Consider the following 26961-nt stretch of genomic DNA (forward strand, 5'->3'; position numbering starts at 1 on the left):
ATTAAAAATTATTTATTTGATTCTTCTTTTGACATTGAATACGGAAAATCTTTTTCCTGTGAACCTCTTTCTTTATTTGGTTTGTTATCCATTTTAAAGTCTAGCACAGCTCCTTTCATCAACTCTTTATGGCTCAGCCAGTTTTTGGAATAAGGCTGTTGGTTTACATTCAAAGATTTTACATATAAATTTTCAGAATTGTTTTCCGGAGCTTTTATTTCAATTTTCTTACCATTTTCAAGATGAATGGTTGCTTCTTTAAATAATGGAGCTCCCAACACATACTGATCCGTTGCCGGCGTTACGGGATAAAATCCAAGGGCTGAGAAAATATACCATGCGGAAGTCTGTCCGTTATCTTCATCTCCACAATATCCGTCCGGAGTGGCATGGTACAATTTATTCATTACTTGTCTTGCCCAATATTGTGTTTTGTAAGGCGCTCCTGCATAATTATACAGATAGATCATGTGCTGAATAGGCTGGTTTCCATGGGCATACTGCCCCATATTCATGATCTGCATTTCTCTGATCTCATGGATAACACCACCATAATAGCTGTCATCAAAAACCGGCGGCAATGAGAAAACCTCATCGAGTTTGGCTTCAAATTTCTTTTTTCCACCCATCAGCTCTGACAAACCGTCAATATCCTGGAAAACAGACCATGTATAATGCCAGCTGTTTCCTTCTGTAAACGCATCTCCCCATTTGAAAGGATTGAAAGGTTTCTGGAAGTTCCCGTCTTTATTTTTACCACGCATCAAACCTGTTTCCTTGTCAAAGACATTTTTATAATTATAAGCTCTTTTCTTATAAATATCAATTTCTGAAGCGGGTTTCCCCAATGCTTTTCCTAACTGATAAATTGAAAAGTCGTCATAAGCGTACTCTAATGTTCTTGCCGCATTTTCATTGATTTTTACGTCGTAAGGAACATAACCCAATTCATTATAATACTTTACTCCTGCACGGCCTACTGCTTCTATAGGACCTTCATTATTCGCTCCGTGTTTTACGGCCTGCCAAAGAGCTTCCGCATCGTACCCGCGAAGTCCTTTGATGTAAGCATCTGCTACAACGGATGCAGAATTGTTTCCGATCATAATATCAGAATATCCCGGGCTGCTCCACTCCGGTAAGAATCCGCCTTCTTTGTATGCATTAGCCAATCCTTCCTGCATTTCTACATTGATGCTTGGGTAAACAAGGTTCAGGAAAGGGTACAAAGCACGGAAAGTATCCCAGAATCCGGTCCCTGCGAACATTCTTCCGTCTGCAATTTTACCGTTGTAAGGACTCCAGTGTTTTATTGTATTCTGAGCATCCACTTCATATAGTTTCTGCGGGAAGAATAGAGTTCTGTATAAAGAAGAGTAAAAGGTTCTCATCTGCTGATCTGTTCCTCCTTTTACATCTATTTTTCCTAATGTTTTGTTCCAGATATTTTTAGCATCGGTTTTTACCTGTTCGAAGTTTCTGGTTCCTATTTCTCTTTTCAGATTCAGTTCTGCCTGTTCAAAGCTGATGAATGAAGAGGCTACTTTCGCATAAACCGTTTCTTTATTTTTAAGTTTAAAACCTACGACAGCTCCTGTATGATCGCTGGTAATTTCTAATTGGTCATTAACCAGTTTATCATCTTTCCAGGCTTTTGTCAGTTCAAAATCTTTATCAAACTGAACGACGAAATAGTTTTTAAAATTATCATATTTCCCGGTAGAATATTTTGTGGTATACCCAATAATTTTTCTTTCTTTAGGGAAAATCCTGATGTAAGAACCTTTGTTCAATGCATCTACGACGATGTAAGCACTGTCTGTTTTGGGAAAATCAAATTTAAAATAGGAAGCTCTTTCTGTAGGTGTAAATTCTGTAGTAACATTGATGTCCGCAAGGTATACACTGTAGAAATAAGGCGTAGTAACCTCAGCTTTGTGGCTGAACCAACTTGCTCTTTCGTCTTCTTTAAATTTCACTTTTCCCACTCCCGGCATGATGGCAAATGCGCCGTAATCATTCATCCAGGGAGAAGGCTGATGCGTTTGTTTAAATCCTTTTATTTTATCTGCATCGTAGGTATAAGCCCATCCGTCATCCATTTTACCGGTCTGCGGTGTCCAGATATTCATTCCCCAGGGAAGTCCGACTGCCGGATAGGTATTTCCGTTGGATAAAGAAGGCTTGGACTGCGTTCCCATCAAAGGATTCACATAATCTACGGGAGATACATTCTGACCAAAGGCCCAGGCCTGTAATAACAGGAAGCAGGTAGAAAATATAAACTTCATTGTATCGTTTCGTTTGTTAATTTATATAAGCTTTTTTAATGCATAGCTGGCCGCTCCAAGAATGGCTGCATCTTCAAATATGGCAGAAATTTTAACCTGCAAGTTAATATTATTCTTTGTTAAATTCTGAATAAATCTTTGTTCAAAATAGGGATAAGCCTTGGCAATATTTCCTCCTATAACTAAAACTTCCGGTTTGTAATGATCTACATATTTCACGATAAATTCAGAGAAAGAATCTGCATACTCATCAAATATTTGGGTTTGTATTTCTGCTGGTTTATCCAACAATTCTTTAGTCCCTGAAATTTCTTCTCCGGTGAGTTCTTTATAACGATTCACAAACCATCGTGTTGCCAGATAATCTTCACTGATAGAATCTTTAAAAGGAGAATCCCACAAGTCTTCATCGGTAGCAAATTCTCCATTGAAGAAGGTTGTTCCCAGTCCCGTACCGAGTGTCACTCCAAAAATTTTATTGAATCCCTGAGCGCATCCTCCGAATACCTCACCCTCCATGAAGGCTGCCGCATCATTTACAAAATGAATCTGTGCCTGAGAAACAGAAAGTCTTTTGGCCAGCTCTTCTTTGATATTTACCTGATAGATATCGATGAATTTCCCCTGCTGCATCAATGATATTCCATTTTCATAATCAAAAGGCCCTGGCATTGCAATCCCAACTAAAAGATCTTCTTTTACCAGATCATGGGCCACTTTATGAATGGCCGAAACCCATGCGGAGAAAATAACTTCTTTGTTTTCAAAAGCATCTACATGTTCTCTTACATAAGTGGATGAAATGATTTCACGTTTTTCCGGGTCTACCTGAGCCAGCGTGATGTGTGATCCTCCGATATCTATTCCTACTATATTCTGCATTATTTATTATTTTAAATTCAAACATCCTTTGACTGAAAAAACAGACAAACAGGAATACACCACCCTGTCTGTCTGCTTTGTATTTCAGACTTTATATTATTAATTCCGATAACCATTTCATTATCTGAACTTTACTTTACAATCACTTTACCAGTCGATAGTACTTTACTGTTTGAGGATGTAATTTTGTAAATATAAGTACCACTGATTAAATCCTGTGTATTGACTGCGTTATTATTTTGATTAATACTCTGTTTTTTGAACAATTTTCCTGAAGCATCATACAATGCCACTTCACTTGCAGAGTTATCGCTGATAGCGAAATGAATATCATTTCCTCTTTTCACAGGATTCGGATAAACAGTGCTGTTCTCTTTTACAGATTCAATATCTTTCACGGCAAGAGATGAAGTGCAGGCAACATCTGTTCTCCAGTTGGCATCTGTCATATTGATCAGGGTTGCAAAATGAGTGTTGGCTGTAGCATCTAAAGCTCCCATTCCACTTCCTTCATCCATTTTCCAGTTGGCTTCAAGTCCTGTGGAGTTGGCAGGAACATTACAGTTATTGCTTACTATTTCCTGAGGAGTTAAGGCTCTTTTCCAAACTCTGAATTCATCCAGGAACCCATTGATTGTACGGGAATTATCATAATTTCTACCCAGATAAAGAATACCGTTGGCATTGAAATTACCCGTCACTGCTGAACTTGCATCCAGGTTTCCATTGACATAAATTTTCATTGCTGCACCGTCATAAGTGGCTGCAATATGGTACCATGTATTGGTATTAAATGCTGTATTACTGTTAAGCTTCACCTGAGATGAACCAAAACTCAAAATAAACTGAAGTTTATTATTGGCCAGGTTTCCATCTCCGAAACGAAGCATTGCCGAGTTATTATCTCCCACTTCAATACCCATTACTGATGAAATATAAGGGAATCCTGTTTTGAAAGCATTTACTTTTACCCATCCTTCAAATGTCATTGCATTTCCACTCAGGTTAAATTGACCTGCATTCAGATAGTGAGTACTCCCGTTAAAAGAAAGAGATCTTGCACCAGGACTTGTAACAGGAGCAAAACCGCTGTTGAATGATCCTTCTCCTGAATAGGTACTTGTAGTTCCTCCCGCACATCCTGCCTGCACTTTCCATACATAATTTGTATTAGGCGTCAGGTTTTGTAATGAATAGGAATTGGTGGTAATATTCGGGATTTCAGACCATGTTGTGGCAGTAGCAGTTTTATACTGTAATGTATATGAAGTTGCATTTCCTGCATCCCATGACAGTTGGGCGGTAGTACCAAGGAAACTTCCGGAAGTTAATCCTGATGGCGTAGTGCAGCCACTTCCGGAGTTAAACCTTGGTGCAAAAATATAAGTACTTGTTAATGTCGGTGAGCAGTTGGACTGTATTCTCCAGTCGTAGTCTGTATTCAGCGTAAGGTTATTGATTACAATATTATTTCCTGAATAATTATTGTCCGCGTTCGTCCATACCGTTGAATTGGCTGGTTTGTAATCAATTTTGTAAGATTGGGACGCGTTGGAAGTCCAGTTCAGTTTTGCTGAAGTTCCTGTCACATTGGAAACATCCAGTCCCAATGGCGGATCGCAGGTTTGCCCCTGAGACCATGAATATAACTGACCGCTTAAGAGCGTATTTTCGTTGTAAAGGATATTGGAACCTGTACTCAGATAGCTGGCAACATTGGTTCCTGCCAGGTCATACCACATGAAAACGCCGTATTGGTCATTCTTTGTGCTGGTCGCTAAGTTTGCCAATGTCGTTGCAGAAGTTGAGCTTGGATTTGAGTTTTGAATCCATGTAGCAGCTGCTGAGATTTTGGATTTATTAAGAGGAGGAACTACAGGAGCATTGTATGTACTGTACATCGCATTCCAGGTGTAGTCGATATAATTTCCTGCCAGATCTCCATTATAGGTTTGTCTTGTGGTAGCGGGTCCATAATAATAGAATGTAATCAGTTTATCCGGCATTGCTGCTTTCAATTCCTGCAAAAGCATGACAAAGGAGCTGTTATTGGGCTGTCCTGTTCCGTTATTTCCGTAGCCTGCATATTCATCATCAAGGTCTACTCCATCCAGTCCGTAAGTGTAAACAGTGTGAGCTACCTGTAAAGCGAAATCTTTTGCCGCTTCCCGGTTAGGAAAATTAGAAATCCCCGCTCCCTGATGGTTTCCTAAAAGATCCAGAAGTACTTTTATTCCTTTTTGCTGTAAAGGTTTTACATAGGTATTAACATCATTCAGAACTTTAGTAACGTTATTATTATTGGAGATATAGGCTCTGTTTTTAGAAACATCATAGTTGATATTCGCTGCAAAAATAATAGCAACGTCAAAAAGCTGTCTGTTGGTATTCTGCAAAGTATAAGAACCTGCATTCAGCATATTATTGTTGTTCACTTCCACATAGCAGACTCCCAAAGGATCGAGCTGCTGTGCTTTGAGCAACGGGGCAGTCTGAAGCATGAGGGCCATTAAGGGAATAAAAAAGGATTTTTTTCTCATAGTATATTAATTTGTAGTAGAAAAATCATTGGGCCGAAGCCCAATGACTGATTTTGTTATTTTACAATTAGTTTTTCGGATTGTTTTAAACTTCCATCATGAGATTCAAACTGAACAATATAGTTTCCTGCTGAAAGTCTTGTCAATTCAATCTGATTATCGCCGGAATTCAGTGATTTTGTGTCTACGATTCTTCCATTAAAATCATAAACCGTTAATTTTCCTTTGCTGTATTCATCCGGAACAGAAACTGTAAGTGATGAAGATTTGCTTACCGGATTCGGATATAATTTGATTTGATTTTTAATGTTGGTCTGTCCTGCGCTTACTGCCTTTTGACTTACTGCATTTCTTGCTAATAGCGAACTTCCTGTTGCACAAGGCAGATCTGTTCCCCAATTGGAAGCATCAACACCTGTTAATGATAAAGTCACTCCATTTCCGGATGTATCCTGAACAGTAGAACCACTTCCTTCGTTAAACTTCCAATAGGCAGCCAATGATGTTGCCGGAACCGATACATTGCACATATTCTGACTGATTTCCGTCTGGCTTAGTGCACGTTTCCACACTCTTACCTCATCTATTTTTCCATTGAAGTTTCTTGATGTGTTATATAAATATCCTACATTAAATGCTCCTGTTGAATTCACACTTCCGGTTTGTGCTTTAGTCGCATCCAGAACACCGTTGATATACAATTTCATATTGGCACCGTCATATGTTGCGGCAACATGATACCAGGTGTTGGCATTCAAAGCTGTTGCGGAAGCCAGTTTTTGCTGAACATTATTAATACTTACTACAAACTGAAGCTTATTATTGGCCAGGCTGGCATCTCCTAATCGTAAGAATGCGGAATTACTGTCGCTTACTTCAGTTCCCATGATAGAAGAAATATAAGGAGAAGCAGACTTGAAGGACGAAGGTTTGATCCAGCCTTCAAAAGATAATGCGGAACCGCTCAGGTTCATACTTCCGGCAGCCCCTGATTCAGTGCTTCCATCCAGAGATAAGGCATAAGATCCTGTAGGAGTCGTTCCTGAAGTGCTGGTAAATCTTGGAGCAAACATATAAGCACTTTTCACGCTGCAGTTGGTTCTGATTCTCCAGTCGTATTCAGTATTGGCTGTTAAACCTGAAACTGTTACAGAAGTAGCGCTCGTTGCAGACACGGCATTCGTCCATGTTGTTGAAGAAGCTGGTTTATAATCAATATCATAGGTATTGGTTCCTACAGCTGACCAGTTCAGTTTTGCGCTTGTTCCGGTAAGATTGCTTGTGAACAGTCCGATAGGCGCATCACAGTTTGTACCCTGTGTCCATGACTGTAAAGTACCGCTTAAAACAGTTGGTTCTCCATATAACGTCTGAGTTCCCGCTGAAAGTTGTGCTGTTTCATTAGTTCCATGAAGATCATACCACATAAATACTCCATAACCACCGTTCTTAGTCTGAGTGGCCAGGCTGGTTGTTGTAGAATTGGACGTATTTCCCATCCATACGGCTGCAGGAGAAATTTGTGCTTTGGTAAGAGGAGGTACATTGGGAGCGGAGAATGTTCCGTACATGGCATTCCAGCTGTAGTTAACATTGTCGCCTACTCTTGCTCCGTTCCATGAAAGTTTTGAAGCAGCAGGACCATAATAATAGAATGAAATAATCTTATTCGGTAATAATGCTCTAAGCTCCTGAACAAGCATTACAAAAGAGCTGTCGTTAGGCTGCCCAGTTCCGTTATTTCCATATTCTGAGTATTCATCATCAAAATCAATTCCATCAAGACCGTAAGTATTCACTGTATTGGCAAGCTGTAGGGCAAAGTCTTTTGCGGCTTCACGGGTAGGAAAATTACAGATCCCAGCTCCCTGGTGGTTTCCTAAAATCGTCAGGACGACTTTCATTCCTTTCTGCTGAAGTGGCTTTATGTAAGTATCCGCATTGGTAAGCACTTTCGTAACATTATTATTGGAATACAGATAAGCTCTTCCACGGCTGGTATCATAATTAATATTAGCCGCAAAAATATTCACCACATTAAACAGATAGCTGTTCGATGTCTGCAGTTTGTACGCTCCTGCATTCAGGAGGTTGTTGTTATTCACTTCCACATAGCAAATTCCTGTAGGATTAAGCTGCTGTGCATTAATCAGAGAACCTGACTGAAGCATCACTGCCATCAGAGCGGTAAGGATGGATTTTTTTTTCATTGTATAATTTTTTTAAGGTCTTTGGTGTCTGAATTTTTATATAGCTTTCCCCTGATACCTTCTTTTCAGGAAAGTATCTCAGATGAATAAGCCATATAAAAGGGAGGGCTATGTCAGTAGCTCAGGGTTTTCGTTAAAGGTTTTCCATAACAATTCACCGAATAATGTATTGGCCCATGCAAACCATTCTCTGGTGAATTTTTTGGCATCGTCTTTATGGAAGGATTCATGCATAAAGCCTGTCCCGCCGTGCGTTTTCTGCAGAGTATCAATACACCATCTGATCTCACTTTTGTCTTTTGTAGTGAGTGCTTTCATGATGATACTCATTGGCCAGATCATGTCAAGTCCGATATGCGGACCTCCTATCCCTTCTGCCAGTTTACCTTTGAAGAAGAATGGGTTGTTTTCTGACCACACAAATTTTCTTGTATTCAAATACACAGGGTCATCCGCTTTCACCGCATCCAGATAAGGCAGTCCCAGCAAGCTTGGACAGTTCGCATCATCCATCAGGTTATAGCTTCCAAAGCCATTCACTTCAAAAGCATAGATTTTTCCAAATTCAGGATGATTGTAAATTCCGTATTTTTTGATGGCTGTATCTACCTCATCAGCAAGGCTGTTCAGCTGTTGAGCCAACGTTTTTTCATTTTTAATCTGAGAAACCATTTCCGCAGCCTGACGTAAGCTTACTACTGCAAATAAGTTAGACGGAATCAGGAATCCGTAGATAGTAGCATCATCACTTGGACGGAACATAGAGCTGATAAGACCCACCGGTTTTGTCGGATAACCATATCCTCCCATAGGAACTCCATCTGTTGCCCACGCTGTTGTACGCTCGAATTTGTAAGGTCCAAGATCATTTTTTCTCTGCTGTTCTGTGAAAGTCTGCAGGGTAAGTTTAATTCCTTTCAGCCAGTTAGCGTCGAAAGGTTTTGTATCTCCGGTTGTTTTCCAGAAGTGATAAGCCAGACGGATGGGATAGCAAAGCGAGTCTATTTCCCATTTTCTTTCGTGGGTTCCCGGTTTCATATCGGTATGGTCATATTCTTTCCATTTACTGATCTTTTGGTCATCGTTATAGAAAGCATTTGCATAAGGGTCTTTCAGGATAAAAGTCGTCTGCTTATGAATCACTCCTGAGATCAGCTTGTGCAGCTTTTCATCTTTTTTAGAGAACTGCAGATAAGGGAAAACCTGTGCAGAACTGTCACGAAGCCACATGGCATCAATATCTCCTGTGATAACGTAAGTATCCGGCGTCCCGTTGGTTTCACTATAGAAAACAGTAGTATCTAATGTATTCGGAAAGCTGTTTTCAAAGAGCCAGCTGAGTTCTTTGTTTTTAACTTTCTTTTTAAAAGCAGCGATAGCATTTTCTACGGATTCGCTGGTAAAATGTCTTTTCTCTTTAGGAACACGGACAACAGGAAAATCATCCAGCACTAAATTTTTAGCAAAAACATTTTGAGTAAACAGCAATCCGGCTCCTGCCAGTGCACTTGTTTTAATAAAATTTCTCCTTTCCATTGATACTTTTGTTTCGTTTATTTTATGAGTCTTATTTTACCGGCTTGCTTCCCATTACAAATCTCAGTTCGCCACCGTTCATGATATCGCTGTGATTCAGCTCCCAGCTTTTGTATTCTTTTCCGTTCAGGAACATTTTCTGAACGTAGATATTCTTTTCGGATATCTTGTCAGCAATTACGGTAAAAGTTTTTCCATTCTCTAGTTTTAATGACGCTTTTGGAAATTGTGGGGCTCCGATAGCATAAACCGGCTTCCCAGGTGTCACAGGATAGAATCCTAATGAAGAGAAAATATACCATGCAGACATCTGACCGCAATCTTCGTTATTGACAATTCCGTCCGGCTTCGCCGCATACATATTGTCACGGATAAATTTCACCATTTTCTGAGTCTTGTAAGGACTTCCTGCATAGTTGTACAGATATGGAACATGATGTCCAGGTTCATCTCCAAATCCTAGAGATCCAATGAATCCTGAGATATCTACATGCTGTTCTCCTTCCATATGAAGCGCTTCTGTAAAGGTTTTATCCAGTTTTTCTTCAAATCCTTTTTTTCCTCCGTACAGATTCATCATTTCATCAATCTGATGTGGGACAAAGAAATCATAGGCCCAGATATTTCCGGAAACCCAGTGTGGCTGGAGTTTTTTCCAATCATTAAGCTTGAAATCTGCTAAGAATTTCCCGTCTTTTTGTCTTGGCCAGAAGTGATTATTTTCTTTATTGAAGGTATTCAGAAAGTTCATAGAACGTTTTTTATACACTTCTGCTTCTTCTTTCTTCCCTAATTTTTCTGCAAGCTGCTGGATACACCAGTCATCATATGAATATTCCAATGTTGCCGAAACAGATGCTCCATTTTCTGATGGCGTATAGCCTAACTTGATATAATCATTAAGACCTCCGCCTCCATCACTACTGCTCATTTTGTCTGTCAAAGAAGCATCTTTCATTGCTGCAAATGCTTTTTCTCCATCAATACCCGGAACTCCTTTTGAAATGGCATCCCAGATTACCGAAGCACTGTGATAACCCAACATACAGAAGTTATCATATCCACAAAGCTCCCAGATTGGCATGTGGTCTTTACGGTCTGTATATCTGCTGATTAAAGAATTGGCAAATTCTTTTGTGTGTTTCTGATCCATAATGGTCAACAGCGGGTGCGTTGCTCTGAATCCGTCCCAGTATGAATAAGTACTGTAATTCGTGAACCATTTGGTATTCATATTTTCCTGAGCGGCCACATAATCTCCATTGGTATCCATATAAAGGTTGGGAGCAATGAATGTATGGTAAACGCCTGTGTAGAAAATTTTTCTCTGACTGTCAGTACCTCCAGTCACCTGGAATCTTCCGATAAGGTCTCTCCAGGTTTTTTGGGCTGTTTCTTTGGCTTTTGCAAAGTCAATATTTTTTGCTTCGGTATCGAAATTTTCCTGTGCGTTTTCTGTACTCACCGGAGATAAAGATACTTTTACTTCAATGCTTTCCTGATCTTCTGTTGAGAATCTTACAAAGGCTTTAGCATCTTTGGCAAGGGCAATTTTTTCATCATTTTTGATTTTTCCGTCAGCATACACGCCGTAAGACTTAAACGGTTTGGAAAACTCCATCACGAAGTAAGCAAACCGTTTACCTCCCCAGCCATTGCTGTAGCAGTACCCTTTGATTTTATTATTGCCTTCTACACTTACTAAAGTATGGTAGATATTTCCGAAGATTTTATTGGTAGGATCAATAATAATGTTAGATTCATCACTTTTGGGAAAAGTATATTTATGAAATCCTACTCTTGGGGAAGTAGTCAGTTCAGCTTTAATTCCATAGCTGTCCAGCATTACGGAATAATATCCCGGAGATGCCACTTCTTTATCATGCGTAAATTTTGAACGGTATCCTGTTTCCGGTTGATCTTCTGATCCCGGGACCATTTTTATCTGCCCTACCGTTGGCATTACCAGAATATCTCCAAGGTCTGCCCAACCCGTTCCACTCAGATGGTTATGACTGAATCCCATGATCGTCTTACTGCTGTAGTGGTATCCGGAACACCAGTCCCAGTCGCCACTTTTCGTATTCTGATCCGGACTCAGCTGTATCATCCCAAATGGCGTAGTTGCCCCTGGAAATGTGTGCCCATGACCTCCTGTTCCTATAAAAGGGTCTACCCAGGATAAAACATCATTTTTATTTTGCTGGGCATTTGCTACAGAAATCAGGGTTGTAAAAAAGCAGATAAGCAGTTCTTTTTTCATGATAAGAGAGGTATCGGAGATTTTTTTTGTTTAAAAGTTGGTTTAAAAATAGGAAAACCATTATAAAATTCCCAAAAAAAGGAAAAATTAAGATGATTAACCTATTTCCTAAAAACTTTATATTACTAATTAGATTGAATTCTTTTTCATAAAATCAATAATTTCTGAGATATATCCAAAGGCAATCGCAACTACGGTATCAGCAGCACCGTAATATACTGTTACTTTATCTCCTTCCGTCAGTGCTGCACAAGGGAAAACAACGTTCGGCACATCTCCTGTCAGTTCATACAATTCAGCGGGAGCCAACAAATAAGGCTTCGTTCTGTACAATACTTTTGTAGGATCTTCAAGATCAAGCAAAGCTGCTCCCATTGAATATCTGAATCCTCTGCAGGTATTGATCACGCCATGATAGAAAAGCAGCCATCCTTCCTCTGTTTTGATAGGAACGGGACCACCTCCGATCTTTGTACATTGCCATGCACTGTCTTCAAAAGGAGTTACTTTCATCACGCAACGGTGTTCTCCCCAGTACTTCATATCAGGGCTATAGCTGATATAAATATCTCCGAAAGGAGTATGTCCGTTATCACTCGGACGGCTCAACATCGCATATTTACCATTGATTTTCTCAGGGAACAAAACACCGTTTCTGTTGAATGGAAGAAAGGCATTTTCGCACTGAAAAAATTCTTTAAAATCAAAAGTATACCCAATTCCGATGGTAGGACCATTGTATCCGTTACACCATGTGATCCAGTAGCGGTCTTCTATAAAAGTGACACGTGGATCGTATTTGTAATCGGATTCAATCATGTCTGTATTTCCTGCCTGCATTTCAATAGGGTCATGATTGATATCCCAATTGATTCCGTCTTTACTGAAACCTGCAAAAATATTCATCTGTACGGCCTTGTTGTCACAACGGAAGACTCCTGCAAATCCATCCTCAAAAGGGATTACTGCACTGTTGAATATACTGTTGGATGTTGGTATCGCATATCTGTTAATGATCGGGTTTTCGGAAAACCTCCACATGATATCATTGCAATCTTCCGGGCGATCCTGCCAGGGGATCATTACTGATTGAGCTGTCATAAAGTATTTTTTACTTTTTATTTTTAATTATTATGAGTTGATTTGTTGTTCTTTCTGATTTTCCGGATAAGGGAAAGGAACGAATAAGGTGGCTAAAAAAGCAGGAATCGTAGCAATCAAGACCCAGATAAAGAACATTTTGTATCCAATCCAGTCACTGATCATTCCGCTGAACATTCCGGGAATCATCACACCAAGGTTCATAATTCCTGTTGCAAAAGCGTAATGGGCCGTTTTGTGTTTTCCGGGAGCAATCTGCTGCATCATGTAAAGCATCAGCCCTACAAAACCGAATCCGTAACCGAAATATTCTACGACCACAGCAATTCCCACAGGCAAAAGATCTGATGGCTGATAATAAGCCAGTAATGCATATACCACAAATGGAATATTGAATGCACAGCACAGCCATATCAAAGATCTTTTCAGTCCGCGGGCTGAGATAAAATATCCTGCCAGTACAGACCCTAAAATAAATGCCGCAGAACCGTATGTTCCATAAATAAGTCCGATATCGGAGGTCGATAGTCCCAATCCTCCTGAAGTTCTTGGAGCTTTAAAAAATAAAGGAGCTATTTTGATCGCAAATCCTTCTGCAAAACGATACAGAATAATGAAGAGTATACACCACAGAATCTTCTTTTTGGTAAAGAAAGAGGTAATCACTTCCCATAATTCTTTACGAACATTTCCGGCATTTTTCTCTTCTTTATGTTCTTCTTTATTTTCTTTTGGCAGAATGAAATAGTGATAAATAGCCAATAGAAAAAACAGCAGTGCATAGATCACCATAATGATCATCCAGGCATTGGTAACTCCTTTTGTTTTTTCTAAAACACCTGCAAAATAAACGAGTGCGCCGCTACTGATAATCTTCGCCAGATTGTAAAAAGCGCCCTGCCAGCCGATATATTTTGCCTGCTCTTTATTGGTAAGAAAGCCAATATACGTTCCGTCTGCCACCACATCATGGGTAGCTCCGCAAAATGCTATTACTGCAAAAAGGGCAATACTATACTTGAAAAAATCATGCATCGGCAGACTTAAAGCCACTAATGCAAAGAGAATTCCTATGGCAAACTGAGTAAAAACAACAAAGAATTTTTTTGTTTTATAGATCTCCAGGAACGGACTCCAAAGTGGTTTTAATGTCCAGGAGAAAAGGATAAGGGCTGTCCAGAATGTAATCTGTGAATCCGAAACGCCCATATCTTTATACATGATTCCTGAAACCGCATTAATGGTCACAAAGGGAACACCCATTGCAAAATATAATGTTGAAATCCAAAGAATTGGCTGGATCCGACGGGTTCCGGAGTTGTTTTTTCCCATATTTGAAAATAAGATTCTAAATAAAAGAGAACATCTCAAGGATTCATTCAGGCTAAAAAAAACGAAACTATAAATTTTTTGGAGATTCTACTTTATTCTCCCGCCTCAATGAATGTATCAAATAAAATCTGATATTGAGATGTCTCTTTACTGATGAGTGATTCTGAATATTTTTTATTTCTTATCCCACCATAGCTTAGTGCCTCCGGTATCAGGTCCGTTAAGCATTTGTGCAGCCTGCTGGTAATTATAAAGTGAAGTCTTAGTATCAATAGTGAAAGGAATTCTTCTGATCATTGCTTCTGTACTGATCGCACCGCCACTATCATTTTTTCTTACTTTGAAAAGAACCGGATATCCTGTTCTTCTTTGCTCAGCCCATGCTTCTGGTCCGTTCGGATAAAGAGAAAGCCATTTCTGGGTAATAATTCTTTCTAATTTTCTTTCATTGGTATCCCCGTTATTCCATGCAATCGTAATGGTACTTAACTGAGGGTTTCCAACAAGTACGTTATTATCTGCATTTTTCGGGTCAACATAAGGAGCTTCTGTAGAAGTATTATCGGCAAGATAAGCAGCAACATTAGCACTCTTTCCCCATTCTCCGAAAGATTGCTGAACTCCGGTTGTATAATTGGTTTGAATATCTCCAGCGCCTGCATATCCTCTCAAAGCAGCTTCAGCTTTCAGGAACCATGTTTCTGCAGCAGTGAATAATTTCATTTTACCATCGGTCCCGGAAAAATAATCTCCGTTGGCAGATTTTGCCTGTGGTTGTGAAAATCCTCCATACGTTGACTTACCATTTAATAAATCAATTCCCTGACGTATTCCTATGTACTTCCCTTGTAAACCTGGGTCAGATGCAGGAATAGCATATGCCGGAAGTCTTGGGTCATTATATCCGTTCATATAAGCCATCAAAGGTGCACCGATCAAACAGTCTCCCCATGAGTAGATAATAAAGCTCAATTCTGATTGTCCTACACTTATTAAAGCGTTATCTGCATTATCAGTAATCAATCCTGCAGATGAAGCTAATGCCTCCTCAGCATATTGCTTAGATTTTGCCGGATCAGCATAGCTCATTCTCATGGCTAATCTCAGTTTTAATGAATTGGCAAGCTTAGCCCACTGCGCCATATTTCCGCCGTACACAAGGTCAGCTCTTTTTAATGCAGCTTTGTCACCTTCATTTCCTGTAGCAGGCATATTCTGAACTTTTTGCAAATCCGTAATAGCTACAGTAAGATCATTGATGAAATTTTGATAGGCTTGCTGCTGAGAATCAAAATCAGTTACCCCATTTGCATTGGGTGTTTCATATTTACTGTATACTACCGGACCATGATTGTCTGATACTCTTGCTGCAGTGATTACCTTTAAAATCTTTTTAACAGCAAATGTCCCTGTAAAGTCTATTCCAGGATAGAAATTTTTAGCAGCATTATCGATGATGATAGAATAGTTGAAAATATCCTGTTGTCTGGCAATAATCCTGTTATTCCATCCATCCATCATAAAATAAGTTGTATTGTTCTTTCCTCCATTAAACTGAGTTGCCGTACTGAACATACCACTAAACATATCTGCACTTAGATTGGGATAGAGCTGATAATCTGACTGAAGACCTCTTTGAAGAGATTTTAAAGGATTAACAACCGCGTTATAATCTGCGTACATGTTTTCAGGATTCCCCAGCTTTTCCTGGTTATACTGATCTAGATCACTGCATCCGGAAGCAGCCATTAAGACTGCTGCACCCAATACCAGTGTTTTAATATTATTGAATTTCATTTTCGTTAAATTAGAAGTTAGCCTTTAATGATAGTCCTATTGATCGGGTAACCGGAAGTCCAAATGAATCAACTCCTACCCCACCCGGTGTATTTCCTGATACCTGCTCCGGATCAAACGGTGCTTTTTTGTAAAAGAAGAATAAATTGGTTCCTACTAAGCTTACCGTTGCATTTCTCATATATTTTGATTGAATATCAAAGCTATATGAAATAGATGCCTGACGTAGACGTACAGTTGTTGCACTGTACATATAGGCTTCGTCAATTCCTGTTCCGATACCACCAGCACCACCCGTTCTCTTATAATATGCTTTTGCATCAGTAACTCCGTTATAAGCCTGTCCTGCCAAAGGTGTACCTGGAGCATATACTGCGTTTGGAACGGATACTCCGCCAGCGTCTCTTGCATCAGCAGTCGCCTGGCTTACTCCATATAAATCATTTGCTTTCTCTGTAAGAGACAATACTTTACCTCCGAATTTACCATCAATAAGGAAAGATATTCCCAGTTTACCAATATTAAAAGAGTTATTAAAACCTAGAATAAACTTAGGGTTTGGATTACCCAAATATTGAGGATCACCTGTAGTAGCTAATGGAACTCCATTTTCATCTACTAAAATACGTCCCTGATCATCTCTTTTGAATTTAACCCCATAAAGGTCTCCAAAAGATCCTCCCAGTCTCAGTTTTGTAAAATCTCCTCCACCCGTTAATGAGAAAAGCTGGTTTTCGGGTATAGATAAACCTGATGGAAATAATTCAACAATTGTATTTTTGTTCGCTGAGGCATTCACTGTAGTTGTCCAGCCAAACTTTTCTGTACCAAAAACTTTGTATGACAAAGAGGCTTCAAAACCTGTATTGCGTATTTTACCTGCATTAATATAATATGACCCTGATGGAATCCCTCCAAAGTTAGAGCCTATAGTAGTCTCCAGCAATTGATTGCTGGCATTAGAGTTATAATAGGTAAGATCAAAATTTAATCTGTTGCTAAACATTCTCAGCTCAGTTCCTGCCTCAAAAGTTTTATTAAGTTCCGGGCGTGGAATAAGATCTGGTCGGCTGGTTACGAATGAACTTTTTGGATATACAATACTTCCCGCATCTACTCCATAAGAATATGCATTATAATAGGCTACCATCGCATTAGAAATATTGGCTGGCAATCCTAAACCAACAGTTGCATAAGACCCTCTTACTTTCCAGAAATTGATCACTTCCGGAAGTTTAAAGATAGATGATAAGATTGCATTAGCTCCTACAGACTCATAATCAAATCCGCTTCTTCCTGTTAATGCTAAAGTAGAATCCCAGTCATTTCTAAAGGTCATATCTACATAAAACATATTCTTATATCCTACTGAAGCACTTGCAAAAACCGATCGCACCTGTTTTTTCAAATTCCAGTAGTTATTATGATATCCATCTCCCGGGCTTCGGTCTACATTCCATTGCAGGTTGTTTATTGCAAACAAATTAGGAATGGACAGATAAGCATTATCAATTTGCGTTACTTTATTGCTCGTCGTATTCACACTTCCTCCAACGGTAAAGTCTAAAGAAATTGATTCGCTTAATTTTGGACTACCAATCAACAAAACGTCACCATAGGTAGATGAATTTTCATATACATTTTTAAGCATTCTTCCATTAATTCCTTGTTGCACAGCCAATAAAGAAGGCGCTGAGTAAGCAGAAATATCACGCTGGCTGTCTGAACTATTCCAGCTATAGTTTCCTCTTACTCGTGCTGTCAACCATGGATTGATCTGATAAGATAACGAAACGGCGCTGTATGCATTTTTATTTTTAACAGTAACCGGGTTTCTGTTTAAAATCCAATATGGGTTTTGCGTTTCCGGGTTTCCTTTGAAGCTTCCGTCAGGCTTTACTTCCCACCAATTTTGTGCAGGTAAAAGTCTCTTTTTATCTATGAAAGAATAATTGTCAGGTCCGTATTGATCAAAATCTACTCCTCTTGGCAGCCAATACAAACTCGTTAAAGGTGAGAAAGAAGCTCCTGGTGTTTGTCTGTTTTTACTGTCCTGCAGGGAGCCAATGAAGTTAGCATCCAATGTCAGTTTATCATCCAGAAATTTACTTGAGTTTCTAAAAGAGACATTATACTGATCAAAATAAGACATTGGGATCACCCCTTTATTGGTAGTATTTCCAATGGAAAAATAGTTGGTTGATTTTTCGTTTCCTGACTGGAAAGAAAGGCTGTTTACCCATGTTGTTCCGGTTTGAAGAAAATCTTTAAGATAGTCTTTTGAAGCACCTTTTGCCCCCCAGCTCTCAATATTATTTCCTGGAGATTGAGTAGGATCAGATGGATCATAAGATAAATAACTATGCTGCAATTTTGGCAGACTATAAGCTCTTTCTGCCGTTAAACTAGTGCTGTAAGCGATAGAGCTCTTACCTATTTTCCCTTTTCTTGTAGTAATCAGAATAGCTCCGTTTCCACCTGCGGAACCGTATAATGCGGATGCTGAAGCTCCTTTCAGGAAGTTAATACTTTCAATATCATCTGGATTGATGGAACTTAATACATCACCAGGATCCGGCATATTAGCATATTGACTTATATCTGTAGATTTTCCTGTTCCATTGATAATTGGAATTCCATCCACTACATACAATGGCTGGCTGTTTGATACAGATTTATTCCCTCTCATGATCACCCTTACGGAGCTACCTACACCATTGGTTCTGTTGATCTGTACGTTGGAAACTTTTCCATTGATCGAATTTAATAGATTGGGAGTTTTCACTTCTGTAAGCTCATCCCCACCAATCTGCTGACTGGAATACGTCAAAGAGCGGGCCTGCCTTTTTATCCCCAAAGAGGTGACTACGACCTCCTCAATACTGTTTGTCTTCGTAGTGTCGGCCGATTTTTTCTCCTGTGCATTCGCAGAAAGTGAAAAAACGAACAGAACAGGTATAACTGCTTTTCTCATAAGGTATAGATTCGTTAGATTTAATTGAGAATCAATTACATTGCTTTATTTTTCAATACAAAAAAAATTATTGTTTTTTCAGCAAAATTTTACCGTTTATGTATTAAATTATTTAAAGTTTTGTTAAGATTTAATTCACATTCACAAATCTAAATTTTGTAACCAGTCTGATATAATACTATTTTATCATAAAACGATATTATTTTTTCAGCAATTTTATTTTAAACCCATTAAACCACTATATATCAGCAAAATACACCATATAAAAAACAATCAAAAAAAGAGGATTTATCGTCATTTTTAACAAAAAATATTCCGGATGTGGATACCCGGATTTTTATTTTGTTTTAAATTAATTATACAGAAAAAAGTGAATTTCAAAAGCGCATTATTCAATTTTTTTCACTCCTTTAAATTGTTCCTTAAATTCAGTTGGAGTTGTCTTTTTGATGGACTTAAATACTTTATTGAAATTGGCGATATTATTAAAGCCTGCTTCAAAAGCAATTTCAAAAACGGTAAGATTTTTTTCCATCAGCCAGCGTGCAGCATAGCTGATTCTTATTTCATTAAGATAATTAATGAAAGTCTTCCCTGTTCTTTTTTTAATGAATCTGTTGAATGTTACATTGCTCATATTTACCATAGAAGCCACTTTATCCAGCGTAATCTTATTTTCAAAATTTTTATGAACAAAATCGTGGATAATCTTCATTTTATCATTATCAGCAAAGGTCTCAAGCTCAATACTGTATGATGACAAAAGTGTTTTATTTTCAGCAATTGCCAGTTCATTCAGAATCTTCATAATTTCTATAAAAGATTCAAAACTGTTCATCTTAGACAAATTGAGAAACGAATCTTTTAGTTTTTCAGCTGTTTCGGAAGAAAAAAGAATCCCTCTGATAGAGTCTTTCATCAGATTGTTGATGGGCTTCAGAATATTTTTCTCCATGAGCGACTGCTGAAAGAAATCCTGATTAAATTGTATTGTTATTTCGTGGGTTTTCCTGTTTTTGCATCTGTAATTCGCCCAACAATGTGGTAAATTTGGTCCTACCAATACCAGTTCTATATTCCCGATTTCTCCGGTGTGATCTCCTACCATTCTGCGGTAACCCTTCCCTTTGTAGATAAAGTTGATTTCAATTTCCGGATGATAGTGATACGGAAAGTCGAATGACGCTTTGATCCTGTCAAACACGAGAAAACTGTCCTCAGGAGATAGTGGAGTTATTTCTCTCAGAATATTTTCTAGTTCGCTCATACAGGCAGTTATGAAAAAAAGTTAATACGATTAGATCACAATACAAATCTTTGTAAAATTGATAAAATAATATCAATGTAAAAACATATTTCCAATTTATTTTATTCCAATTTTATATGTCAGACATCAGAAATTTGGGTTTCAATAATTTAATACAGCTTAAATCATGCTTTTTTGTATCTTTAAACTAAAGTTAAGGTATGCCGCAACAGCTTGTTTTTGAAGATCACTATAAAAAACTCGGATTGGAAATATTTTCAGAAGAAAATCTGGAGAATTTTAACGGGAATCGTTTCAGAACTGATATCAAAGTATTTTTCATTCCTTCAGGATACGAACTTACGGTAGACTTTAATCATTATAAGACAAAGAAACCTTCACTTTTTTTCCTGACTAACCAGCATCTAAGCATCCAAAAAGGAAAAGATGAATCTATCCTTCTTTTCTACAACCGCGATTTTTATTGCATCCAGATTCATGATAAAGAAGTAGCCTGCGATGGGCTTCTTTTTCATAATGTATTTGAAATTCCCTTTGTAGAGCTTGACCCTTCCGAAACCACTCTTATAAAAGACCTCTTTCAGAATATTAAAGATGAGCTTGAATGGAAAGATTCCTCTGCCGAGGAAATGATCAGAACGTATGTAAAACAGATCATCATCCGGGCTACCCGAAAATGGAAAAAACAGAATTTAGATAATGAAACACTCAGAATACCAGGTAATGAACTGGATATTTTCAGAGATTTCAGCAGACATCTGGAAATTCATTTCAGAGAAAAACATAATGTGGCAGAGTATGCAGATCTGCTTCACATTGCCCCAAAGACCTTAACACATAAGTTTAAAAATTTAAATCTGGATTCTCCCAATCAGTTTATCATTAACAGAATTTTATTAGAAGCAAAAAGGTTACTATTCTATACAGATAAACCTGTAAAAGAAATTGCTTATGATCTGGGCTATGAAGATCCCGCCTATTTCAACCGTCTTTTTACCAACAAAACAGGAAATACACCTGCTAATTTTAAGAAAAACTACTCCTCGGGAAAAAAGTACAATATTTAAGTCTTTTTATCTATTGAATATGCTATTCCGCAGATATATCTTTGTATCATCAAAATCAAACAACATTAAATACAAAAACAAACATTATGAGACGTAACGCAACAGCCGTTTGGAACGGTACCATCAAAGAAGGTAAAGGACACTTAACTACTCAGAGCACAACTTTAAATCAAACTCAATATTCTTTCAACAGCCGTTTCGCGGATGGTGTAGGAACAAATCCTGAGGAATTACTGGCAGCAGCTCATGCCGGATGTTTTACCATGAAACTAGATGCAGAGCTTTCACAGGCAGGATATAATCCTGAAGAGTTAAAAACAACTTCAGTAATCACTCTTGATCCTAATATCGGAAAGATTACAAAATCTGAGTTGACTTTAACGGCAAAAGTTCCGGGAATCTCAGAAGAAGAATTCCAGAAATTTGCTAAAATTGCTGAAGAAGGATGTCCGGTAAGTGCAGCATTCAACTTTGAAATTACATTGAATGCTACTTTGGAAAATTAAAATTCAAAGCATTTATATCAATAGGAACGGGCTTTAGCCCGTTTTTTATTTTAAAAACAATCCTATTGGCTTTAGCCAAAACTTAAACCTCCTAAAAATCTGTAATTGGTAAATTTTAAAATAAAATATACCGAGTGGTATATTTTTGTATATTTGCATATCATTTAATCATTACATTAATAATGTCGAAGGCAGAAAAAACAAAACAGCATATCATCGAGAAAACAGCAACTCTTTTTAATACAAAGGGTTACATTTCCACATCGCTGTCAGACATTACGCAGGCAACCGGACTGACAAAAGGCAGTATCTATGGAAATTTTGAAAACAAAGATGAAGTAGCCCTTGAGGTTTATAAATACAATGCCGGATTGCTGGGCAAAAGCCTCAGCCGCTCTTTTGGTGATGAATATCCTAAATCCGTGGATAAGCTCCATGCTTTTGTAGATTTTTACCGGAAAAACTGGAAGTTTGTATTTTCCAATGGCGGATGTCCAATAATGAATGCCGCAACAGAAGCAGATGATTCTTTCCCGGCTTTAAAAACTCAGGTTAAAAGATCCTTTGAACAATGGATGGCCAAAATATCGGCCACTATTCTGGAAGGACAAAAGAATGGGGAAATTGATAAAAAAATCAATGCTGAACAATATGCCTCCTTATTTATTATGCTTATTGAAGGCGGAATCCTGCTTTCAAAAACAATGGGTGACCAAAGTTTTCTAAACCATGCTTTAGACAAAATTGCCCACATGATTGATCATGAACTCAATATTCTTCCATCATAAATTATACAATATGGAAACAAAAAAAGTGGCTATCATAGGATACAACAGAATTCCTTTCGCCAGAATGAATACCTCTTATTCAGAACAGGGAAACCAGGATCTGCTGCTCGCATCTCTGAACGGATTGATAGATCGTTATCACCTTAAAGGAAAAAGGCTCGGAGAAGTGGCCGGAGGTGCTGTTATCAAGCACATTTCTGAAAGCAACCTCATCAGGGAAACCGTAATGAATACCACGCTGGATCCTGCAACTCCCGCATGTGATCTTCAGCAGGCCTGTGATACAGGAATTGAGGCGGCCATTTACATTGGAAATAAAATTGCCCTGGGCCAGATAGACTGTGGTATTGCTTGTGGCGTAGAAGCAATGAGCAATATCCCGTTTGAATCTTCACCTCGGTTAAGAAAAGCTTTGTTAAAGGCGAATAAAGAAAAATCAGCATTCGGGAAATTAAAACAACTGTTAAGCCCGAAACTGAAAAACTGGATGCCAATTCCTTATAAAGGACAGGAACCTAAAACGGGCCTTGTAATGGGTGAACACACAGAAATCACTGCAAAATATTACAATATATCAAGAGAAGAACAGGATCAATTAGCTTTAAAAAGTCATCAGAATATGGCAAAAGCTTATGATGAAGGCTTCTTTAAGGATATGATCACTCCCGCTTTTGGTCTGGATAAAGATAATAACATGCGCCGTGACAGCAGTATTGAAAAATTATCACAGCTGAAACCTGCTTTCGATAAACAAAACGGAACTTTAACAGCAGGAAACTCTACACCGTTTACGGATGGGGCCTCAGCCATTTTACTTGCCAGTGAGGAATGGGCAAAAGCTAATAATCTTCCTGTTTTAGCGTATATCACCTTTTCAGAATTGGCAGGGATAGAATATGTTGAAAATAAACAGGATTTACTTCTAGCACCCGTTTTTGCTGCTGAAAGAATGCTGAAAAAAGCTGGGATGAACCTCTCAGATTTCGATTACTATGAAATCCATGAAGCATTTGCTGCACAGGTTTTAGCTACCATAAAAATCTGGGAAAATGAAGAGCTTGCCAAAAAATTCGGGTTGGAAAAGGCGTTGGGTAAGATTGACAGAAGTAAGCTGAATGTAAAAGGAGGAAGTCTTGCTGCAGCCCACCCATTTGCCGCAACAGGAGGAAGAATTATCGCAACGCTGGCAAAATTGCTTCACGAAAAAGGTAGTGGAAAAGGCTTTATATCCATTTGTGCAGCGCGTGGACAGGGAGTAACCATGATTTTAGAGAAATAAAAATTGAAAGTATGGATAGATTAGCACAATTACAGCAATTCATCGGAAAAGAATTTGACCAGTCACCATCTCCTTTTATGAAATGGCTGAATCCAATTGTTCTTTCCGCTAAAGAAGGCCAACTGGAATTTCAATATACGGTAAGACCGGAGTGGCTGAATCCTATAGGAAATCTTCACGGCGGCGTTACCGCTGCTATTGTTGATGATATTATTGGCGCCACCATGTTTTCTTTAAATGAAAATTCTTTCATTACCACTATAAATAATGTCATAGATTATTTTTCAACTGCAAAAGAAAATGATAATATTGTAGCTGAAACTAAAATCATTAAAAGAGGTAAGCAATTCGTAAATGCACAATGCGAAATATGGAATGCAGATAAAACACGATTAATCGCAAGAGGAACCTCGAATTTATTCAAAATCAATAACTAAGTATGAAGAGAGTTGTCATTACAGGTCTTGGCGCGGTGACGCCTTTAGGAAATAATGTCGAAGAATTTTGGCAAAATAGTATCAACGGAGTGAGTGGAGCTAATAAAATCACCCTTTTTGATACAGAAAAATTTAAAGTACATTTCGCTTGTGAGGTTAAAAATTTTGATCCAAAACTCCATTTAACACACAACGAAATCAAAAGAAGTGATTTATTTTCACAATATGCGATGTACTCCACAGCGGAGGCACTGAAAGATTCCGGACTTGAACTGGAAAACATGGATCCATTTGATGTAGGCGTTATCTGGGGAACCGGACAAGGCGGAATGTGGACTTTCGAAAGCGAGGTCATGAATTTTGCAGCCGGTGACGGAACACCAAGATTCAACCCTTTCTTTGTTCCTAAATTCATCGCCAATATGGCATCAGGAATGATTTCTATGAAATATGGCTTGCAGGGAATTAATTACACAACAGTTTCAGCATGTGCAACAGGAAATACGGCGTTGATGGATGCTTTCAACTATATCCGTCTTGGAAAAGCAAAAGTCATTGTAAGCGGTGGTTCTGAAGCTGCCATTTCTCCGGCTTCTATCGGTGGATTTTCCATTATGAAAGCCATGTCTACAAGAAATGATGATTTCGCGACAGCCAGTCGTCCTTACGATGCTGAGAGAGACGGTTTTGTAATGGGTGAAGGTTCGGGAACATTGATTCTTGAAGAATATGAACATGCTAAAGGAAGAGGAGCAAAAATATATGCAGAATTAGTAGGAGCAGCCATGACAGCTGATGCTTATCATATGACAGCACCTCATCCGGATGGAGTGGGCGCCATAAAAGCTATGCAACTGGCACTTCATGAAGCTGGAATCAACACTGATGATATTGATTATATTAATCCTCATGCTACATCTACTCCGCTTGGGGATCTTGTTGAGCTCAATGGAATTAATAAATTATTTAAAGGAAGTAAAAACCTGGATATCAGTGCCACAAAATCCATGACAGGCCACCTGTTGGGAGCTGCGGGAGCTGTAGAGGCCATTCTTTCTATTAAAGCCATTCAAAATGGAATTATTCCGCCAACGATCAATCTTCACAGCATTGATGAGAATATTCCGCAGGATATCAATATTGTCTTTGGAGAAGCAAAAGAAAAAGATATTACCTATGCTTTAAGTAATGCCTTTGGGTTTGGAGGTCATAATGCCACCGTAGTATTTAAGAAATTCAGTTAATTTGATTAAATAATAATAAAAATCCCTGTATGAAAATCATGCGGGGATTTTTTATTCTATCTTATCTTATCTTTAACTGTTATATAAAATCAGCATCAGGAATGAAAAGGTCACCTTCACTCTCTAAAATCGGGATATAAAGTCTCTTCCATTTTTTACCTTTCACCATATCCCAACTGTGTCCGGCACCTTTGAGATCTTCAGCTAAAAGGATGATTCCTGGTTTAATAATAAATGTAGTGCCATCTGTTACTTTAAACCTTATATTTCCTTTGAGGGTAATAACATATTGCTTTCTGGGTGCTGGATGGTTATTTTTTTCCCATTCTTCCGTTTCATTACTCATCCAGAAAACCTTTGCATTGATAGGTTTAAGAGTTGGCATTTTACCTTTCTCAAAGGTACATGAGCCATCAGGATTATTAATCAGTCTTACGGCTGGAATAAATCCTGTAGATGTTTCCAGAGCTACACTTATATTTTTGTGATTTTCATGCTGTCCATTCATCATTCTATTATACTTTAAAGCTAAAAGGCTTATATAAATTTAGTTTTTATTTTTGACTTGCAGGACTACTTTAAAAGAAAAAGAGCAGCCAAATCTGACTGCTCTTTTTATCTTTATGCTTTCAACCATTCTGAGGAAGAAAGATAATTCTGATCGGGATAATAGATGAACAGACAGTTTTTACCTTTAATTGTATTAATGATAGACTGTGTCAGTTCTCTTGGAACCGCGGGACATCCCCAACTTCTTCCGATTCTTTTGTGCATAGCTGCAAATGCATCACTTACATAATCGGCACCATGTAAAACAATTGCTCTTCTGTAAGCCGCATCATTAAACCCTTTATCCATTCCCAATAACTTGAGAGAATATCCGTTGTCACCCTGATAGGTTGCATCCGTGATATAAAATCCTAAGCTGCTCTGTAACGAACTTTCCCTGTTAGAAAAATTCGTCGCAAATTCTTCGCCTGTATTTTTTCCGTGTGCTACCAATGAGTTGAACAGAACTTTTTTGTCTTCCAGGTCAATGATCCAAAGTCTTTTTGTGTTAGAAGACATAGAAAAATCGCAGATAGTTAATAAATGCGAGTCTTGGGTAAGCAATCCTGCTTTTTTTAAATTTTCATACCCAGTCAATGCTTTTGAGAACACTTCATAATTCAATTCATGTTCAGGGTCAAATGCAATTGATTGGTATAGTGCTTCTGATGAAGATACAACTGTTGTGCTCTTCTCAGATTTCGTTTCAGCTACTTTTTCTGTTTTCGTTGTATTGACATTCTCACTTTTCACCGCCATTCTTGGAGAAATGTAGAATGAAGTCGTCACCATGTAAACAAGGCCTAATACGCTATAAAATCCTTTCATTCAATAATATGTAAATCCAAATTAGTGGGGCAAAATTATAAAAACATAATTACCAGAGGGTTATAACTCT

At 38.3% G+C, this 26961-nt stretch carries 19 protein-coding genes; 6 read left to right on the top strand and 13 right to left on the bottom strand.

The annotated features are described in order from the left end of the window. Positions 1 to 8: 8 nt before the first annotated feature. The 11 genes from FN817_RS06665 to FN817_RS06715 all read right to left on the bottom strand — a co-directional run bounded on the left by FN817_RS06665 (position 9) and on the right by FN817_RS06715 (position 20193). Positions 9 to 2291, bottom strand: a complete 2283-nt coding sequence (locus tag FN817_RS06665; protein WP_142717260.1) for a GH92 family glycosyl hydrolase — start codon at positions 2289 to 2291, stop codon at positions 9 to 11. Positions 2292 to 2312: 21 nt separating this feature from the next. Next, positions 2313 to 3173 (bottom strand): ROK family protein, encoded by an 861-nt coding sequence (locus FN817_RS06670; RefSeq protein WP_142717261.1) that lies wholly within the window; start codon positions 3171 to 3173, stop codon positions 2313 to 2315. Positions 3174 to 3304: 131 nt separating this feature from the next. Beyond that, on the bottom strand, positions 3305 to 5713 hold the full coding sequence (locus FN817_RS06675) for an endo-beta-N-acetylglucosaminidase H (protein WP_142717262.1): 2409 nt from the start codon (positions 5711 to 5713) through the stop codon (positions 3305 to 3307). 56 nt (positions 5714 to 5769) lie between these two features. Continuing rightward, positions 5770 to 7923 carry an endo-beta-N-acetylglucosaminidase H gene (locus FN817_RS06680; protein WP_142717263.1) on the bottom strand — a complete coding sequence of 718 codons (2154 nt, stop codon included), beginning with the start codon at positions 7921 to 7923 and terminating at the stop codon, positions 5770 to 5772. A gap of 108 nt (positions 7924 to 8031) precedes the next feature. After that, positions 8032 to 9459, bottom strand: coding sequence for a glycoside hydrolase family 125 protein (locus tag FN817_RS06685; RefSeq protein ID WP_142717264.1), 1428 nt, complete (start codon positions 9457 to 9459; stop codon positions 8032 to 8034). 31 nt (positions 9460 to 9490) lie between these two features. After that, entirely contained in the window at positions 9491 to 11722 is a 2232-nt protein-coding gene (locus FN817_RS06690; RefSeq protein WP_142717265.1) for a GH92 family glycosyl hydrolase, read from the bottom strand. 129 nt (positions 11723 to 11851) lie between these two features. Further along, positions 11852 to 12823 carry a glycoside hydrolase family 130 protein gene (locus FN817_RS06695; protein ID WP_129038662.1) on the bottom strand — a complete coding sequence of 324 codons (972 nt, stop codon included), beginning with the start codon at positions 12821 to 12823 and terminating at the stop codon, positions 11852 to 11854. Between the two features lie 30 nt (positions 12824 to 12853). Further along, positions 12854 to 14155: an MFS transporter gene (locus FN817_RS06700; RefSeq protein WP_142717266.1), complete on the bottom strand. Its 1302-nt coding sequence runs from the start codon at positions 14153 to 14155 to the stop codon at positions 12854 to 12856. 174 nt (positions 14156 to 14329) lie between these two features. Then, on the bottom strand, positions 14330 to 15952 hold the full coding sequence (locus tag FN817_RS06705) for a SusD/RagB family nutrient-binding outer membrane lipoprotein (RefSeq protein WP_142717267.1): 1623 nt from the start codon (positions 15950 to 15952) through the stop codon (positions 14330 to 14332). Positions 15953 to 15962: 10 nt separating this feature from the next. Beyond that, positions 15963 to 18926, bottom strand: coding sequence for a SusC/RagA family TonB-linked outer membrane protein (locus tag FN817_RS06710; protein ID WP_142717268.1), 2964 nt, complete (start codon positions 18924 to 18926; stop codon positions 15963 to 15965). Positions 18927 to 19314: 388 nt separating this feature from the next. Beyond that, positions 19315 to 20193 (bottom strand): AraC family transcriptional regulator, encoded by an 879-nt coding sequence (locus FN817_RS06715; RefSeq protein ID WP_047422228.1) that lies wholly within the window; start codon positions 20191 to 20193, stop codon positions 19315 to 19317. Between the two features lie 200 nt (positions 20194 to 20393). Here FN817_RS06715 and FN817_RS06720 point away from each other — a divergent pair, with 200 nt between their 5' ends. The 6 genes from FN817_RS06720 (at position 20394) to fabF (ending at position 25514) form a co-directional block, all read left to right on the top strand. Then, positions 20394 to 21260: a helix-turn-helix domain-containing protein gene (locus tag FN817_RS06720; protein WP_142717269.1), complete on the top strand. Its 867-nt coding sequence runs from the start codon at positions 20394 to 20396 to the stop codon at positions 21258 to 21260. Between the two features lie 86 nt (positions 21261 to 21346). Continuing rightward, complete coding sequence (locus FN817_RS06725; protein WP_002982623.1) at positions 21347 to 21766, top strand: OsmC family protein; 420 nt, start codon at positions 21347 to 21349, stop codon at positions 21764 to 21766. Between the two features lie 182 nt (positions 21767 to 21948). After that, complete coding sequence (locus FN817_RS06730; RefSeq protein WP_142717270.1) at positions 21949 to 22554, top strand: TetR/AcrR family transcriptional regulator; 606 nt, start codon at positions 21949 to 21951, stop codon at positions 22552 to 22554. 10 nt (positions 22555 to 22564) lie between these two features. Next, on the top strand, positions 22565 to 23833 hold the full coding sequence (locus tag FN817_RS06735) for an acetyl-CoA C-acetyltransferase (protein ID WP_142717271.1): 1269 nt from the start codon (positions 22565 to 22567) through the stop codon (positions 23831 to 23833). An 11-nt stretch (positions 23834 to 23844) separates the two neighbouring features. Further along, entirely contained in the window at positions 23845 to 24270 is a 426-nt protein-coding gene (locus tag FN817_RS06740; protein ID WP_142717272.1) for a PaaI family thioesterase, read from the top strand. 2 nt (positions 24271 to 24272) lie between these two features. Next, positions 24273 to 25514, top strand: coding sequence for a beta-ketoacyl-ACP synthase II (gene fabF / locus FN817_RS06745; protein WP_142717273.1), 1242 nt, complete (start codon positions 24273 to 24275; stop codon positions 25512 to 25514). Between the two features lie 79 nt (positions 25515 to 25593). Here the strand turns inward: fabF and FN817_RS06750 are convergent, their stop codons facing one another. Both FN817_RS06750 and FN817_RS06755 read right to left on the bottom strand, forming a co-directional pair. Continuing rightward, complete coding sequence (locus FN817_RS06750; RefSeq protein WP_228451494.1) at positions 25594 to 26025, bottom strand: cupin domain-containing protein; 432 nt, start codon at positions 26023 to 26025, stop codon at positions 25594 to 25596. 110 nt (positions 26026 to 26135) lie between these two features. Continuing rightward, the gene (locus FN817_RS06755) at positions 26136 to 26891 is read right to left on the bottom strand and encodes a murein L,D-transpeptidase catalytic domain family protein (RefSeq protein ID WP_142717274.1); all 756 of its coding nucleotides are present in this window, start codon (positions 26889 to 26891) and stop codon (positions 26136 to 26138) included. Positions 26892 to 26961 lie beyond the last annotated feature (70 nt).

Source organism: Chryseobacterium rhizoplanae, from assembly GCF_900182655.1.
Classification (GTDB): Bacteria; Bacteroidota; Bacteroidia; order Flavobacteriales; family Weeksellaceae; genus Chryseobacterium; species Chryseobacterium rhizoplanae.